General features: G+C 32.0%; 17 protein-coding genes. 2 read left to right on the forward strand and 15 right to left on the reverse strand.

What is annotated here, in order from left to right:
- Positions 1 to 268 precede the first annotated feature (268 nt).
- The 5 genes from SOM12_RS14865 to SOM12_RS14885 all read right to left on the reverse strand — a co-directional run bounded on the left by SOM12_RS14865 (position 269) and on the right by SOM12_RS14885 (position 6,343).
- Positions 269 to 2,578: a DNA topoisomerase 3 gene (locus tag SOM12_RS14865; protein WP_320494001.1), complete on the reverse strand. Its 2,310-nt coding sequence runs from the start codon at positions 2,576 to 2,578 to the stop codon at positions 269 to 271.
- Positions 2,579 to 2,743: 165 nt separating this feature from the next.
- The gene (locus SOM12_RS14870) at positions 2,744 to 3,151 is read right to left on the reverse strand and encodes a DUF3592 domain-containing protein (protein ID WP_320494003.1); all 408 of its coding nucleotides are present in this window, start codon (positions 3,149 to 3,151) and stop codon (positions 2,744 to 2,746) included.
- 175 nt (positions 3,152 to 3,326) lie between these two features.
- Positions 3,327 to 3,755, reverse strand: a complete 429-nt coding sequence (locus SOM12_RS14875; protein WP_320494004.1) for a copper resistance protein NlpE N-terminal domain-containing protein — start codon at positions 3,753 to 3,755, stop codon at positions 3,327 to 3,329.
- Between the two features lie 32 nt (positions 3,756 to 3,787).
- The gene (locus tag SOM12_RS14880; protein ID WP_320494006.1) at positions 3,788 to 4,282 is read right to left on the reverse strand and encodes an SRPBCC domain-containing protein; all 495 of its coding nucleotides are present in this window, start codon (positions 4,280 to 4,282) and stop codon (positions 3,788 to 3,790) included.
- A 153-nt stretch (positions 4,283 to 4,435) separates the two neighbouring features.
- On the reverse strand, positions 4,436 to 6,343 hold the full coding sequence (locus tag SOM12_RS14885; protein WP_320494007.1) for a S9 family peptidase: 1,908 nt from the start codon (positions 6,341 to 6,343) through the stop codon (positions 4,436 to 4,438).
- 514 nt (positions 6,344 to 6,857) lie between these two features.
- Between SOM12_RS14885 and SOM12_RS14890 the strand changes: the two genes are divergently transcribed.
- Positions 6,858 to 7,229, forward strand: coding sequence for a GreA/GreB family elongation factor (locus SOM12_RS14890; protein ID WP_320494008.1), 372 nt, complete (start codon positions 6,858 to 6,860; stop codon positions 7,227 to 7,229).
- An 88-nt stretch (positions 7,230 to 7,317) separates the two neighbouring features.
- On the opposite strand, the gene SOM12_RS14895 is transcribed toward SOM12_RS14890, so the two are convergent.
- From SOM12_RS14895 to SOM12_RS14920, 6 genes are all read right to left on the reverse strand, one after another.
- Positions 7,318 to 7,590: a hypothetical protein gene (locus tag SOM12_RS14895; RefSeq protein WP_320494009.1), complete on the reverse strand. Its 273-nt coding sequence runs from the start codon at positions 7,588 to 7,590 to the stop codon at positions 7,318 to 7,320.
- A 315-nt stretch (positions 7,591 to 7,905) separates the two neighbouring features.
- A complete protein-coding gene (locus tag SOM12_RS14900) occupies positions 7,906 to 9,000 on the reverse strand; it encodes a serine hydrolase domain-containing protein (protein WP_320494010.1) in 1,095 nt (364 codons plus the stop codon).
- Positions 9,001 to 9,388: 388 nt separating this feature from the next.
- Positions 9,389 to 9,985, reverse strand: a complete 597-nt coding sequence (locus SOM12_RS14905) for a hypothetical protein (protein ID WP_320494011.1) — start codon at positions 9,983 to 9,985, stop codon at positions 9,389 to 9,391.
- Between the two features lie 203 nt (positions 9,986 to 10,188).
- Positions 10,189 to 10,716, reverse strand: a complete 528-nt coding sequence (locus tag SOM12_RS14910) for a hypothetical protein (RefSeq protein WP_320494012.1) — start codon at positions 10,714 to 10,716, stop codon at positions 10,189 to 10,191.
- A 6-nt stretch (positions 10,717 to 10,722) separates the two neighbouring features.
- Positions 10,723 to 11,139, reverse strand: coding sequence for a hypothetical protein (locus SOM12_RS14915; protein WP_320494013.1), 417 nt, complete (start codon positions 11,137 to 11,139; stop codon positions 10,723 to 10,725).
- Between the two features lie 13 nt (positions 11,140 to 11,152).
- On the reverse strand, positions 11,153 to 11,389 hold the full coding sequence (locus SOM12_RS14920) for a helix-turn-helix domain-containing protein (RefSeq protein WP_111283324.1): 237 nt from the start codon (positions 11,387 to 11,389) through the stop codon (positions 11,153 to 11,155).
- A 106-nt stretch (positions 11,390 to 11,495) separates the two neighbouring features.
- On the opposite strand from SOM12_RS14920, the gene SOM12_RS14925 reads away from it, so the two are divergent.
- The gene (locus tag SOM12_RS14925; RefSeq protein WP_320494015.1) at positions 11,496 to 11,825 is read left to right on the forward strand and encodes a hypothetical protein; all 330 of its coding nucleotides are present in this window, start codon (positions 11,496 to 11,498) and stop codon (positions 11,823 to 11,825) included.
- Between the two features lie 221 nt (positions 11,826 to 12,046).
- Here SOM12_RS14925 and SOM12_RS14930 read toward each other — a convergent pair whose 3' ends face one another.
- The 4 genes from SOM12_RS14930 to SOM12_RS14945 all read right to left on the reverse strand — a co-directional run bounded on the left by SOM12_RS14930 (position 12,047) and on the right by SOM12_RS14945 (position 15,177).
- Positions 12,047 to 12,811, reverse strand: coding sequence for a hypothetical protein (locus SOM12_RS14930; protein ID WP_320494016.1), 765 nt, complete (start codon positions 12,809 to 12,811; stop codon positions 12,047 to 12,049).
- 759 nt (positions 12,812 to 13,570) lie between these two features.
- Positions 13,571 to 13,825, reverse strand: coding sequence for a hypothetical protein (locus SOM12_RS14935; RefSeq protein WP_320494018.1), 255 nt, complete (start codon positions 13,823 to 13,825; stop codon positions 13,571 to 13,573).
- Positions 13,826 to 13,985: 160 nt separating this feature from the next.
- Positions 13,986 to 14,573 (reverse strand): Swt1 family HEPN domain-containing protein, encoded by a 588-nt coding sequence (locus SOM12_RS14940; protein WP_320494019.1) that lies wholly within the window; start codon positions 14,571 to 14,573, stop codon positions 13,986 to 13,988.
- Complete coding sequence (locus SOM12_RS14945) at positions 14,566 to 15,177, reverse strand: DUF5343 domain-containing protein (RefSeq protein WP_320494020.1); 612 nt, start codon at positions 15,175 to 15,177, stop codon at positions 14,566 to 14,568. The genes SOM12_RS14940 and SOM12_RS14945 overlap by 8 nt, the downstream gene beginning before the upstream one ends.
- Positions 15,178 to 15,213 lie beyond the last annotated feature (36 nt).

Consider the following 15,213-nt stretch of genomic DNA (forward strand, 5'->3'; position numbering starts at 1 on the left):
AAAAAGATTTAAGCTGATCCACGCAGATTTAGATAAATAAAAATCTAATTAATCTGCACAAATCTGCAAAATCTGCGTGAAATAAATTAGTGTAAATTTGCATAATTACTACGTCAGTCCCTTCGGTCGAGTCGTGGCAAAAAAAATAATCTGTACTAATCATTTTAATCTGTGGCAAATAATATAGATACAGTAATTTTCAAAAAAAAATCGTGGAAATTCGTGAATTGCTTCGCCTGTCCCTTCGGTCGAGTCGTGGCTAAAAAAACTAAACACTTGCACTCAAAATCGAGTAAACCAATTCCTTAGTTGGTTTTTGATCTTTTAGTTTTTCGCGAACTTCGTCAAAAGTCACTTTAAAATCACAGCCCGATTTATATTCTGCGCAACCATAAGCCGTTTTGCCTTTTAGGATTGTTCCTTTTTTACATTTCGGACAAACCAATGCATCTGAATTTTCTTTGGGTTCGGCTTTTTTATCGGTTTTCTTAGGTTCCAATTTTAGTTTGTAATTTTCTTCAAAACGAATTAAGCCTTCCACAGTTCCAGAATCGGTTTTAAAGCCTTTTATGTTTACTGTAGAACCTTTTTGAACCAATCGTAAATATTGACTTTCTGTGATTTTTTTATCATGAAAAACAAAAGGCAGTACAAAATCACAACCCGATTTATATTCGCTGCAGCCAAAGGCCGATTTTCCTTTCAGTATCTTTCCTTTTTGGCATTTCGGACAAGTTTCTGCTGAAATTCCAGAGGCTTTCTTTTTCTCTTTTTCTGCTTTCACAACAGGTTTCTGAATCGTTGCCGCATGCGAAATATTGGCGTGCTTGGTTTCGCTTCGAACTTCATAAACCAAAGCTTCAACCATACGTTTCATGTTTCTGATGAAGGCCGCTGCGGTGAAAGTCCCTTTTTCAATATCTTTCAATTGTTTTTCCCAAGTTCCTGTAAGTTCGGCCGATTTTACCAATTCGTTCTGAATCGTATCAATTAACTGAATTCCAGTCAAAGTGGGTAAAACTTGTTTTTTGTTTCGAACAATATATTGGCGTTTGAAAAGCGTCTCAATAATATTCGCACGCGTTGACGGACGACCGATTCCGTTTTCTTTCATTAATTCGCGTAAATCTTCGTCATCAACCTGTTTTCCTGCGGTTTCCATGGCACGCAATAAAGTCGCCTCTGTAAACTGATTAGGCGGTTTGGTTTCTTTTTGAAGAAATGAAGGTTCGTGTGGACCTTTTTCGCCCACAACAAAACTTGGCAGTAAATCGGGTTCTTTTTCCTTTGCATTCGGATCTTCAAAAACAACGCGGAAACCTTTCTTCAAGATTTCTTTTCCGGTCGCTTTAAAAGTCACATCGGCAGCTTTTCCAATAACTGTGGTATTGGCCACCAAACAGTCATCATAAAAAACAGCAATAAAACGTCTGGTAATAATATCATAAACCTGCTGCTGATTATGAGGCAGATTATTTTGAACTCCCGTTGGAATAATCGCGTGGTGATCGGTTACTTTTTTATCATTGAAAACCTTTGGCGATTTTTTGATTTTTTTTCCTAAAAGAGGCTGAGTCAATTCGGCATAATTGGTTAATTTCTGCAGAATTCCAGGCACTTTCGGATATATATCACCTGGTAAAAAAGTCGTATCAACTCTGGGATATGTAATCACTTTCTGTTCGTACAAAGTCTGTGCAATCTTCAATGTTTCTTCGGCAGAAAATCCAAATTTTTGATTGCAATAAACTTGTAGACCCGTTAAGTCGAAAAGCTTTGGAGCATATTCATTTCCGTTCTTCTTATCAACAGAGACGATTTCGAAATCACTTTCCTTGACTTTGGCTGCGATAACTTGTCCATCTTCTTGGTTTAGGAAACGTCCTTCTTCGTAACTAAAAAGCGTTTCTCTGTATAAAGTCTGCAATTCCCAATACGGCTGCGGTTTAAAGTTTTCGATTTCTCTAAAACGCTCTACAACCATCGCCAACGTTGGCGTTTGTACACGACCGATAGACAAAACTTGTTTGTAGCCGCCATGTTTTACAGTGTACAAACGTGTGGCATTCATTCCTAAAAGCCAATCGCCGATAGCTCTAGAAAATCCGGCGTAGAATAAATTATCGTAGTTGGCAGAGGGTTTTAAGTTTTCAAAACCTTCTTTAATGGCTTCTGTGGTAAGAGATGAAATCCATAATCGCTGAATTTCGCCCTTGTAATGCGCTTCGTTCATCACCCAGCGCTGAATCAATTCTCCTTCTTGTCCAGCATCCCCGCAGTTTATAACGACTTCGGCTTTGTCAAAAAGACTTTTAATGATTTTAAACTGCTTTTGAATTCCTGAGTTCTGAACCACTTTGGTTTCAAATTTTTCGGGAAGCATAGGGAGATTATTCAAATCCCAGCTTTTCCAATGCGGTTTATAATCGTTGGGTTCTTTTAAAGTGCATAAATGTCCAAAAGTGTAGGTTACAGCATAACCATTGCCTTCGTAATAGCCATCGTGTTTGGTATTGGCACCCAAAACAGATGCAATTTCACGCGCTACACTTGGTTTCTCAGCAATACAGACCTTCATTTTTTCTTTTCTAGTTGGACATGCGAAAGTACGGATTTTATGGGAAAGGGGCAAAGGTTATTAGAATGAAAGGATCAAAGGCTCATAAGAGCAAAGAGGCATAGGTTTCTTTTGGATTATTGCTTTTTTAATAATTTTATACTAATTAATTCAATCGAGAAAGGTCTAAAAAATATCATTATAGCCTAAAAGATTTCCTATTGAAATAGCAAGAAATACCAAGCCAATAACAGTTACTAAAATTACTGTACAACCATTAGACTGGTCTTTTATTATAAAATTTTCGGGTTCTTTAAAATTGTATTGAATTTTAATATTCTTGTTTATGTTTTCTTTATATGTTTTAAATTTATCTAAATCTGATGACGAATGGATAAAAGGTTTTCCTCTAAATGTTTTTCCATCAGAAGTTTCAAATTCAATGAGAGGTGTTTTAAAACCTTCACTATCACTTTCGTAAGAAACAATTTTACCAAAACACTCAATTTTATTTTTATTTAATTTGTTTAAAACTAAAAGAGTGTGAATAGAATAATAGGTGCATGCAATACCAAGCAATAAAAAACAAAGCACAGGTTTAAAAAACATGCAAATAACGAAAAGGATAAAAAAAGGCAAAGAAATTTGATTTTTCGGATCAAGTGTCATTTTGAGAAATACTTATTTTATTTGTAATTTTTCTGATTGTAATATTTTGATTTAAAATTACATACTTGTTTCTAAAATCCATTCTGTTTTCATAAATCGGCTAAACTTTAAAAATATCGATACTCTTCATCCAAAAAATTTGCGATTCTAAAAATTGAAGTTTGGTTTTAACAACCTTATTGCTTTTATCTCTCGGATTTTTAGCAATAAATCTAGCGGTTGAATTATTGAAATCTAAAGTATATTTTGAGTCGAAATCTTCTTTTTTGTTTGTTGAAAATGTAATCAGATTTTCTTTTGCACTCCATTTTCCTTTTCCGTATTTATTGTCTTCTGCTGAATTTCCGCCTTGGATTTTCGAATACGAATGAAACAGAAAAGTTCCGTCTGGGTTTAAAGTCAGTTTATATTCGATTGTATGTTTCTCTTTTTCAGAAAGTGAACGAGAATATTCGCCAACAAATTGATTGGATTGTGCGGATAAAGTTAAGGTGAGAATTAAAAGAAAAGAGGTAATTAGTGGTTTCATTGGTTTGGTTTTATTGGTTGTTATGCATTTTTTTAATTGTTAATCATCGGATCCAAATTAAGATCCTTATTTCTCAAATCTAATCCACCTTCGTAAACCGATTTTAGATTTGTGAGATAAAAATGCCAACCGTTGGAACAGCCCAATCTAATGTATTGTTTCGAATGATCATCTGTTGGAATGTTATAATGGCGAAGTTCTACAATCGTGTAATCGTCTTTCTGGCTTAGATTTATATCTACAAGACAGTTTCCTTCAAAAGTAAATTGCAATTGATCTATTCCATTGGCAGAAACGATTTTTCCTGACATAGTATCATCATACAAATACCAAAGCCATTCGTACGTATTATCCTTTTCTGCGTTTTTGTCTTTGCTTATAGATTCCTGATTAGCTCCAAAAAAAGATACTTTTTCGAGAAACCATTTTTCTAACTCATTCGCTTTTGTCCACGCATCATAAATGTCTGAAAGTTGAGCTTTAACGGCTATTTTTTTGGTGAAAGAAGTCCAATCGAAGTTTTCCATGATGGTTTATAGTATTTTGCGGTTAGCGAAAAGAGATCTAAAATTATAACATTGATTAAAACAAATGTAAGCTATTTCTTCTTACTTTTTATTTCAGAAAAAAAGCTGCAGAAAATGTTTCTCTGCAGCTTTTAATTTTACGCTTGATATTATTTATTTCTTTTGTTTCAAATGTTTGTCTAGGAATTTTTCCATGGCGCCATAAAAATCAAAACGATTGTCTTGATTTCTAAAACCATGTCCTTCATCATTTTTAACCATGTATTCTACAACGACACCACGTTTTTTCAGCGCTTCAACCATTTGGTCGCTTTCAGCTTTATTTACTCTTGGATCGTTTGCTCCTTGTGCAATAAACAAAGGCGTTTTTATTTTGTCTGCGTGTAATGCAGGCGATGCAGAGGCCAGCAACAAACTATCTTTTTTAGGATCGCCCACCATTTCATGAAACTGATCTAGATAAGGTGTCCAATAAGGCGGAATCGTATTCATGAAAGTAAACAAATTGCTCACGCCCACATAATCTACAGCCGCGGCATACAAATCGGGTGTAAAAGTGATTCCGGCAAGTGTTGCATAACCACCGTAACTACCGCCATAAATAGCAATTCTATTTGGGTCTGCAATGCCTTCTTTTTTCAGCCATTCGACACCATCGGTAATGTCGTCTTGCATTTTTTTACCCCATTGTTTAAAACTAGATTGCCAAAATTCCTTTCCATAACCGGTGCTTCCTCTGTAGTTCATCTGTAAGACAGCGTAACCACGATTTGCCAAGAACTGAACTTCTGGATTATAATACCAGCCATCTCTTGCCCACGGACCGCCATGAGGGTTAATAATGACAGGCAGATTTTTAGGTTCAACTCCCAACGGAAGCGTTAAATAGCCGTGAATTTCAAGACCATCTCTCGATTTATACGTAATAGGTTTAATATGGCTCATGTGTTTCTCTTCGATCCAAGGAAACGGATTCGCAACTTCTTTAACTTTTGTAGTTTTGAAATCGTATATATAGTATTTTCCTGGAGTTCTATCGTTTCCAGCCCAAACAATAGCTTTGGTTCTTGCATCGTCGTAGTTTACAATTTCAGTTTCGTAACCTTCAATCTGCTTTTTCAGATTGTTTTTGATTGCTTCCCATTCTTTATCAAAAAAATGTTCTTCTTGTTTTTCGGCTTCCCAAGTTACAGAAGTCAAGACTTGTTTTTTTCGATCGTAATTAACCGCATCTAAATCATATTTAGGGTCAGCAAACAATTCTTTTACATTTTTTTTGCCAATTGGGTCATATTCAACCAAAACCACTTTATCCTTGCCAATATTACTCAAAGCATAAATGTTTTTATTGTCTTTGTCAAAAGAAGCAGGAGAAAAGAAATCTTTGAAAGTTGTGGTAATAAGAGGCGTAAAAGGTTCTTTATCAGAATTTCGATAATTCCAAGTAATGTTTACACCGTCCGTTTTTGAAGCAAGACGGATAACGCCATTATTGTCTGTAACCCATCCGTCAAAATTTTCCTTGTTGTCGTAAAGAAGTGTCAGAGTTCCAGTTTCGACATTTAAAAGATAAGGATCAAAGTATTCTTTTACCCTTTTGTTGATTTGTACAATTAGTTCTTTTTCTTTGCCTGGAACATCAATTAGAGCGTCTATAATGTCACTTCTAACACCCGGAAAAGGTGTTAATGCTTTTAAATCGGTTCCATCTGTTTTTACCGAAAAGAGTTGGAAATTCTCGTCTCCGCCTACGTCTTGCGCATAAATAATTCGGTCACCTTTCCAGAAATAATTGAAAATGCTTCGCAAAGTGTCGTTTGTTACGCGAACCGCTTTGGTGTCGTTTACTTTCTGAACAAAAACGTTGGTTTTTCCTTTATAATCGGCACGATAGCTAAAGTAATTTCCGTCGGGCGAAATTTTGAAAGAGCTTTTTTCTCCATTCTTGAAGAAGGTCTTTACATCAATTAATGGGGCAGGTGTTTCTTTTGGTTCCTGTTTGCAGGAATTTAAAGTGATTGCCAAAAGAACTAAAATGGATAAAATGGATTTTTTAATCATGTTTGGTTTGTTTTTGGTGATTGATGAATTATAAAACTACTCTGGGAATATATTGTAATGGTATTGATAATCTGTTTTTTATCAACTCAAAAATAGGAAAAAGTTTGCAATATAAATGGAGTTAAATTATTTTGCTGCTTTATTGGATCGCACTAGAAAAATTAAAGGAAGTTCTCTAGACGCTTCATTTTTTTGTAAGATAAAAAAGGCGTATATTGCCAAAATAATTTGATATTATAATGGTCACTGCAAATTTTTATTTAATAAACAGTTCTTTAATGTGCTTAATGTGCACGTTATTGTATTTGCATGACGATACTTTCTTAAAAAACTCAAAAGAGTTTATTTCTTTAGCCCTGTCACAACTCTAGACAGGGGGATATTTTAGTATTTAATTTTTATTATTTAATCTCATTTTTATTCCGGATAGGATATCACTGAGTAGTTCGTTTTGCGTGCTATTCACTGAAGAGTTGTGTCCTATTTTAGAGAAAATGAAACCAACAAGAAAGTCATGTCACAAAATATAATTTTAACAACAGGAACATACGATTTAATTAAAGATCACGTAAGAAGAAAAAAAGTAACCGTACAAGAAGAAGAGCTTTTATTAGGCCAGCTAAAACATGCTACGCAAGTATTGCGAAAAAATCTGCCTGAAGATGTAGTTTCGATAGATCGAAAAGTTACTTACAAAGATCATATCAATAACGAAGAAAAAACAATTCTTCTAGTAGGTCCAGATAAAGCGAAAGCAAGTAAAAACAAAATTTCGGTTCTTTCAGACGAAGGGATTGCAATGGTGGGTTACAAAGAAGGTGATATTGTTGAATGGCCTGCTAAAAAAGGAAATCTCAAATTAGAGATTTTAAAAGTAGAGGAGTAGGTTTACTATCGTTTCGTTTTAAGTTTAGTAAAATCCCAAAAGAGTTTTTCTTTTGGGATTTTTTTTATGGATACTATTTTAGAATAATCTATTTCATTCCAGTTTCGAGATAATCTTCAAAACCTCCGTTGTATATTTTTTCGACCCATTTTTTAAAATCTGCCGTATTTTCAATTACATACGTTTTAGTATATTCTTTGCCAATATTTTCAATGATTTTGATAGTTTCTCCGTTTTTAATCCTTTCGTTTATTCTGTAAAGATTATTTACGCAGAATTTAAAAACTGACAAAGTATCGTATTCGCTAGAATTATTGAGGTATAAAATCTCTGTTTCAGCATTATAAAAATTGTATCCCATTTTAATTGAATGGTTTTTGAATTACGTATTAAAGAGAATGAGCAGCATTATGAAACCGCCTAAAAAAAGAACCCCAATCATATGATTTCGATTACTATTATCATCTTTTTTCTGGTTACTTCCGCTTGGTGACCAGAAACTTGAAAATGTTCTGAAATCATTGTCGTTGGAAAGAGTCCATAAATTATAACCAAGAAATCTCGCTGAAGCGCCCAAAAAACTCCAGAATAATTCGTCCTACTATTATTTGTTCAAAATCCATTTTAAGCGTTTCAGTCGAAGTTTTCCATGATTTGTTTTTTATTAATCCAACATTTAAAGCTGCATTTTTTTAGTGTTATTTGAAGCAATCTTTTTCTTAAAGACCTGCTCGTAATTGGCATCCATTAATTCTCCAATTAATTGAGGACTGTTGTGGTTGAGTAAAATTACCATTCCCCAATTTGATTTTTTATCGTAGGCAAATATGGTAGCACATCCCATTGTGTTTCCTGTTTTATAAAAATAAACATCGTCGGCAACTCGTTCCATCTGCTGCCCAAAACCTACTTCTCTTTCTGTATTTTTAAAAAACGTGGTTTCGGCAATTGCTGTTGCTTTTGAGATTTCACCATTATTGGACAAAATAGTTTTTAGCAATTTTGTCAAATCTGAAGTATTCGATTTTACAAGACCTGCGGGAGCGATTAAATAATTCCAGTTAAAAAAATCCTGCGGAACTCCATTAAATTCATAACCTGTAACTTTATTTTTTACATTAAAATTACTAGTCAGCGTATTTTCCATTTTAAGAGGTAGAAGCATTTTTTCTTTCAATATATCTTCAAAACTCTTTGCGTAGACTTTCTCCAATATCATTCCCATTAACGTATAACTGATATTAGAATAACGATAACTTCCGTAATCTATTAGTTTTGTATTTTCGTTTATTAGAGCATGAACACTCTCTTTGGTTATATCTAATGGCTGTTTTGGATTTATTTCCATTAGTTTTCTAAAATCAAAATTAGGCAGACCAGATTGGTGTGAAGCCAAATCTGAGATTTTGATCTTGCCTTTTATTTCGTTTGATAAGACATATTCTTTTGGCAGATAATCGTCTATAAAATCATCAATTTTAAGTTTGCCTTCGTTGTGGGCTTGCGCTACTAAATTTCCTGTAAGAAGTTTGGTAATCGAGCCAATCTCATAAATAGTATTTTCGTTTACAGCCTGTTTACTTTCTTTACTGATTTTTCCGTAGTTGAAAAAAGTAGTATTACCATTTTCTACAAATCCTACGCTCATCGCTATTTCTGGATTATAAGTAGCAATCGAACGAAAAATCGAATCAATTTTTTTTGCAGCTGTTTGTCCAAAAGTAGTTTGGGAAATAAGTAATAGCGTAAAAATACTGGTGGTTACTTTCATTGGTTTTTTTGAGATTAGTTTTATTTTTTAAGATTGTACAAAGGTTATTTTTGAACTTGTAAAGTAGTTATATTTTTCGAAATATAAGAGAATTCTGCAGCGAGTTAGTAAATTTGTTTTTGGTATTTTCTAATTTATAAATTTCTTGATAAAATACTGATTTAATGAGGGTTGTTTTTTGTTTATCCGCACAGTTTTGTCATTTCGACGTTAGGAGAAATCACACTAGTTTATCTACAAAGATTGGCAAATATACTTTGCGAAGTTTCTAGTGTGATTTCTCGTTCCTCGAAAGGACAAAACTAGAAGGAAATAGAATGAGAAAATAGATTTACTGAGTAAATTGCGTTCACGAGAGAAACGCTCGCGCTAGCAAGGGTTTTTAAGTTTAGTGCCCTAGATTTTTCTGAATCAATGAAAAGATTAATCCAACAGTCAAAATAATGATAAAGATAAGCCATCCATATCCTTGATAGCTTTTTATACTTTTATTTCCTGTATGTAATTTAAAATAGGATTTCGTGACGTTTTTTAAATTTTGTGCTAGTATTTCGTAATTCGATACTTCAAAAGAAGTAATTGTTATTTTCTTTAGTTCAAAAAATTCAACCGTAATTTGTCGGCCATTGTAAACTTCAATTCTACTAGAATCATGTGAAGAATTTATTTGGTGATTGCCTTCAGAAACCTTTTTTATATCGTCTAGTGAAACTTTTTTAGTTTTAAAAAGTAAAGGATATTCAATCGATAAAAATTCGTTTGTCAGTTCTACTTTTTTTGAACATAATAACATATATAAGCAACCTAGCGAGAAGAAGCAAAAGAGTGAAATTATAGTCCACATTGCTCCATAATCTGCTTTCTGATAAGATTCGACTTCAGGATTATATGCTAAATAAGCCAATGATAAAAAAAATAGCATTCCAAATATGCTGAATCCAATTTGAAGAAAACTTGGATTTGCAATTATTTTATTGTTATTCATTTTTAAATATGATGTTTAATTTTATCAAATACATGGAGTTTGTCATTTCGAGGAACGAGAAATCACACTCGTTTATCTACAAAGATTGACAAATATACTTTACAGAGTTTCTAGTGTGATTTCTCCTTACGTCGAAATGACAAAAGTAGAAGGAAAGAGAATGAAAAAATAGATTTCTTACGTAGGTTGTATGCATGCTCGCGCTAGTTTGGGGAATTTGTAATTTTTGATTTCAAAATAGAATATACTTCTTTAACCTTTAAGATGTTATATAATACAATGTCATTTTCACTAAGATTTAAACGTGATGATCCTAAAAATACAGGTTCTTTTTCTCCAATTACTAAGTAACCATTTCCATATGCATTTTCTTCAAAATTTAAAGTAGGAAAACAATTAAAATAAAAAGAATGTTCGATTAAATTTTTATGGTTTTTAATAATTAATCTTTGATTTGTAACGATATATTCCCATTTATAAGCAACTAAAAACCTTTTGTAAAAATTAACTATTAAAATAATAAGAACACTTGACATCATTACTAAAGGAATTAAATCAGTTATTGAGAACTGTTTATTAAACCTTTTTATATCATAAAAGATTTGACTAACAAAAAAAGAAAACATTACGATAATTATTAATTTTAATAAATCTTCAACTTTAAAAGGAAGATATTTATTTTTCTGTATCGAAAAATCGATATATTCGTCAGAATTTAGCTTAATTTCCATGTCTTATTACAATACAATTTTTCGCCACAATTTAATTGATACAGTAAACAATAGACCCAAAATAAAAAATAATAAAAAGAAAATAAGAAAGAAATCCCATTCTATTTTTCTTTGAAATAAATTTATTAGGATTAAAATTCCAATATAAAAAAGGGCATAAGTAAGACTGTTTAACAAACCTAGAACGAAACTATTTTTATCTTGCTTAAGAATAAAATTGCCAATAGAAATTTGGTAAAAACTAGTAAAAGCGATTATTATTAAGGCATATGTTAAGTAAGTTGTATTACTCAGCTGATAAGTTTCGCAAGCTATATTTGGTTCAGTAAAGAAGATTTGATTAATGAAAAAGAATCCCATAACAATTAGTGTTGTAATCGCTATCGGAATAATGGTTCCTAATATAGTTTTAGATGTATTCATTAATTTTTCGTGATTACAAATCCTTAATCAATTCACTTGGATGAATTTTTAGAGCTTGTGCAATTTTAAACAAAGTGCTTACTTTCATTTCTTGCGAGCCTTTTATATATTTTCTTAGACTTTCAACATCCATTTCTGCATCATGAGCAACCTCTCGTCTCTTGAATTTCTTTTCTTCAATTATATCTTTAATCTTGATTCCTAGGTCTTTTACAACTTCTGGAATTTCACTTTTTCTTTCTCTTTTCATAGAAATGAAATTACAAGTAATCGATTGTTTTTAAGTGAATGTAAAAAAGGGGTTGTATGTTACTGATTTTTTATATATTTGTTTTTAATTGTGAAATAAATCTTACATGAAAATAGAAATAGAAAATAAAGAAAGAGCCGCAGAATTGTTAGAATTAATAAATAAAGGAAGCTACTTCAGCAAACTAAAACCAGTTCCAAAAGAAACCAACTCGTATACAATACCGCTAAAAGTTTCTTCTTATAACGAATTAAATCTAATGGTTTCAGATTTGCTAAAAGCAAGTATTATTTTGCTTAATCCAGATGCAAACAGTTTGTCGAGTTTTACAAAAGACAATAATGTCAATGTAATGACTTTGCTTGAAATTGCCTTGCAATTATTGCCTGAGGATGAAATGGAGTTGTTGGATGATTTGTGTAAGGCGCAGTTGTGATTTTTTGAAATAAAAAAGCGCAATAAGTTTTTTAGACTTTTGCGCATATTTTTTATTTTAGAATAAAATCAAGTAAGTTATCTATGAAAATTTTGAGCCAATTTTTCTTTTTTTGTTTAGTCTCGTTCATTTTTAGAAATTATTACGAATTAATTTTTGATTTTGGTTTGATCTTGCGCACAAGCGAGAGCAAATTTTCAATTTAGAATATTTGAAACACGCTAAGATTCGTCTACAATCCAAGATGGATATTCATCTACATACACCCATTTATTATTTTCTTTTTTAATGAAAATAAAACTTCTACAAATCTTATTTTGACTGCAGTAAAAAGAAAATAAATAGCACCCTTTAGTTTTATTGTTGTTTAAAACCAATCGATATATTTTGGAACCTCGTGTACTGAATTCGTCTTTAGAGGTAAGATTTTCTTTTTCATATTTATAATAAGAATGATCTAGCTCGGATCTTAAAAATGTTTTGTCTTCACCTTTATAGTACACTTGTTTTTTAATCAAATCGATATATTCTTCACCAATGATTGTATCCATTCGTGCCAACTCATTGTATTTAAAATCAGAAAGTAAATATTGGTAGTTTTGTTTCCAATCGGTTTCATTCTTTAGATTGTTAGCAGTGGGAATATATTTGTAAGCAAATAAAGTATCGCTAATAAACACTTTTATTTTTTTTGTTTTTAAAACATTTGAAATAGAATCAGAAAAGTAATTTAAATGATTTAGATCTTTTTTAAGATCTTCTCTTTTTAGCGAATCTTCTTCCATTGCAATTCCCATTTCGAGCCCAAAAGCAGTAAGCTTATAGCCTTTTCGCCCTTTAAAAAAACTAGCGATAGAGTTTGGATTTGTGTCTAAATATTGACTAAGGGTTTGTTTAATAATTTCTTTTTCAGTCGTAAAGTCAATGGTTTGCGAATACGAAAAGTTGAAAAGAAAAATAAAAAACAAAAAGGAAAGTAGTTTCATTTAATTTTATTGAGTTATGAGTATCAGATTAGAAACTGTGCCTTTAAAGATTGGCTTATTTTTTCGTAAATATAAAAAAAAAGCTACATAATTTCTTGTAGCTCTTGTATTTGAGAATTGTTTTATTTCATACTGTTGCAAGCACGGATTGCAAATCTGCAATATCGGGTTTAGAACTTTGATTTGTTTTTTTCGACGCTGCGCAAATGTCTCCGACTTTGTGCCATTTTTGCTATCATTATATTTGAAAACAGAAACGTCTCAAAGTCTCTGACTTTAATATTATTAATGATTTAAATTAATTATTTTTAGAACAATAAGTAAAAAGTCGGGAGACTTTTGAGTGGGTTTACGATTTATAAGAAGCAAAAAAAACGCAAAGTCGGAGACATTTGCGTAGCGTTTTAGTTGAAGACTTCGTGGAGCGGGGAAATAAAGGTTTATCCTGTTTTACAAAAGATAATAATGTCAATGTAATGACTTTGCTTGAAATTGCTTTGCAATTATTGCTAGAAGATGAAATGGAGTTGTTGGATGATTTGTGTAAGGCGCAGTTGTGATTTTTTGAAATAAAAAAGCGCAATAAGTTTTTTAGACTTTTGCGCTTATTTTTTACTTTAGAATAAAATCAAGTAAGTTATCTATGAAAATTTTGAGCCAATTTTTCTTTTTTGGTTTGGTTTCTTCCATTTTTTCTATAACATGTTAAATATAGAATTTTGATTTTATTTGGATTGCAAATCAGTGCTATCGGGTTTTTTACAATGTGCCTTCTGAAAAATCTACTCTCGTCAGAATGGTACCATTTTCATCCTTCTCAAAATGTGCTACACCAATTAGCTCGGGAAAATCAGATGTCCAACAAGGAACTGAAACAATTTCGTCTTTACCAATTTCAATAGTTTTTGCTAATTCCATTGCTTTTTCCTCACACATTTTTTGCAACTTTGAGTAATCGTCGGTTGTTTTTCCACAACTTATTGAAATTCCATTACTACGATTTTCTTTCTTCATAATTTCTAATATTAGTTATAATTTTTCCTTTATTTAAATTCAAATTTTCCTCTGCTATGGCGAGCGTCTCGCTCGTGCCAATACAGTTTTTGAAATTGATTAAGATTGCGTTCACGAGCTGGACGCTCGCGCAAGCGGAGGGAGTAAGAATAACAAAATATTATAAGCCAATCACTCTATTCCAATCCGCTATATACATATATATTCTTTGAAACTCAGATGGCAATAACATTCTATTGTGTGCGATAAAATTTCGGGCTTTTTCGAGCTCTTCCATCCTTTGTTTTAGCCAATGTTGTGATGGAATTATGTTATCAAAATACATCCATTTTTCGATAATTATTGAAGCTAGCATTCCAAAATCTATGAATCCAAGTAAATCGCTTTTTTCTCCTTCAAGCCAAGAGTCAGCTAGAGCAGTTTTTTGTCTATTTTCTGCATGAGATCTCATCTTGACCGGAATTTTGTCCCACCAATCAATACCATCATTTTCAGATAAGGTACTTCTAATATATTCTCTAATTTCGTTTTCAAAACAATGTAAAACAGAATATAATCTCGACATTTCTAAAGCATCATTTCGACGAGAAATGCTAAAAGGTGATAATGCTTCAGAAAGTAATTGTTCTTCAGTATATTTAGAGTCTGCACCTATTTGAATTCCTGCACTTTGAAATTTTGTTGCTTCTGATTCAAACATCAAACCTCTAAAAAAAAAGTCTCGAATGTCTTTATGTTTATTACTCAACTAAATGTTCTTTAAGTGATTTAAAAATTGCATTGTAGACTTCAACATCTTTAGTTGCTGGAAGATGTATTTGAATATTATAGTGAAGTCCAAATGAAGATGATTTTACTACTGGAGATTCATTATTTTTTACTGGTTCATTATAAACTTCTTCAATTTTAATTTTTTCATTTTTTGGCTTTTCAAATTCTAAATCTGCAATTCCAAGTAATGAAAAAAAAGTTTTGGTCATCAACGCAGCTACAGGATCTTTAGCATTGTGAAAACTTTTAAATTTTCCTTGTATCAACTCCTTATCCTTTGCTGTGGGATGAGATTTGATAAGAAATATGTCTGAATAAGCTTCTTTTATTGCCTCCCCCATAATAGATCTTGATAATGAATGATTTCTATAATCATGATATCTTTTCGTTGGGGAACCATCAGATGAGAGAAAGCCTAATGCTTTCATAAGAGGAATAAAAGGTCTATGATTATTTGATTTATATCCTAAATCTTTAAGAATAGTGTTTGTAAATTTTTCTGGAGCTTGGGCATCGCGTATGTGATTGAAGAAATCAGGTAGAGTAGCATATGAATTGGTATAGGTAGATGGTAATCCCATGTTTTTATTATTTACATTTCTAAAAAGAAACAATTA

Origin of the sequence: Flavobacterium sp. CFBP9031, from assembly GCF_034044945.1 — a bacterium.
Classification (GTDB): Bacteria; Bacteroidota; Bacteroidia; order Flavobacteriales; family Flavobacteriaceae; genus Flavobacterium.

What these genes read in the sequence shown, in the direction of transcription:
- SOM12_RS14935 (WP_320494018.1), bottom strand. Translation starts at nt 13,825, where the DNA reads ATGAAGAAAGAAAATCGTAGTAATGGAATTTCAATAAGTTGTGGAAAA.
- SOM12_RS14905 (WP_320494011.1), bottom strand. Translation starts at nt 9,985, where the DNA reads ATGAATAACAATAAAATAATTGCAAATCCAAGTTTTCTTCAAATTGGA.
- SOM12_RS14925 (WP_320494015.1), top strand. Translation starts at nt 11,496, where the DNA reads ATGAAAATAGAAATAGAAAATAAAGAAAGAGCCGCAGAATTGTTAGAA.
- SOM12_RS14915 (WP_320494013.1), bottom strand. Translation starts at nt 11,139, where the DNA reads ATGAATACATCTAAAACTATATTAGGAACCATTATTCCGATAGCGATT.
- SOM12_RS14900 (WP_320494010.1), bottom strand. Translation starts at nt 9,000, where the DNA reads ATGAAAGTAACCACCAGTATTTTTACGCTATTACTTATTTCCCAAACT.
- SOM12_RS14920 (WP_111283324.1), bottom strand. Translation starts at nt 11,389, where the DNA reads ATGAAAAGAGAAAGAAAAAGTGAAATTCCAGAAGTTGTAAAAGACCTA.
- SOM12_RS14875 (WP_320494004.1), bottom strand. Translation starts at nt 3,755, where the DNA reads ATGAAACCACTAATTACCTCTTTTCTTTTAATTCTCACCTTAACTTTA.
- SOM12_RS14930 (WP_320494016.1), bottom strand. Translation starts at nt 12,811, where the DNA reads ATGAAACTACTTTCCTTTTTGTTTTTTATTTTTCTTTTCAACTTTTCG.
- SOM12_RS14945 (WP_320494020.1), bottom strand. Translation starts at nt 15,177, where the DNA reads ATGGGATTACCATCTACCTATACCAATTCATATGCTACTCTACCTGAT.
- SOM12_RS14895 (WP_320494009.1), bottom strand. Translation starts at nt 7,590, where the DNA reads ATGGGATACAATTTTTATAATGCTGAAACAGAGATTTTATACCTCAAT.
- SOM12_RS14885 (WP_320494007.1), bottom strand. Translation starts at nt 6,343, where the DNA reads ATGATTAAAAAATCCATTTTATCCATTTTAGTTCTTTTGGCAATCACT.
- SOM12_RS14910 (WP_320494012.1), bottom strand. Translation starts at nt 10,716, where the DNA reads ATGGAAATTAAGCTAAATTCTGACGAATATATCGATTTTTCGATACAG.
- SOM12_RS14890 (WP_320494008.1), top strand. Translation starts at nt 6,858, where the DNA reads ATGTCACAAAATATAATTTTAACAACAGGAACATACGATTTAATTAAA.
- SOM12_RS14880 (WP_320494006.1), bottom strand. Translation starts at nt 4,282, where the DNA reads ATGGAAAACTTCGATTGGACTTCTTTCACCAAAAAAATAGCCGTTAAA.
- SOM12_RS14865 (WP_320494001.1), bottom strand. Translation starts at nt 2,578, where the DNA reads ATGAAGGTCTGTATTGCTGAGAAACCAAGTGTAGCGCGTGAAATTGCA.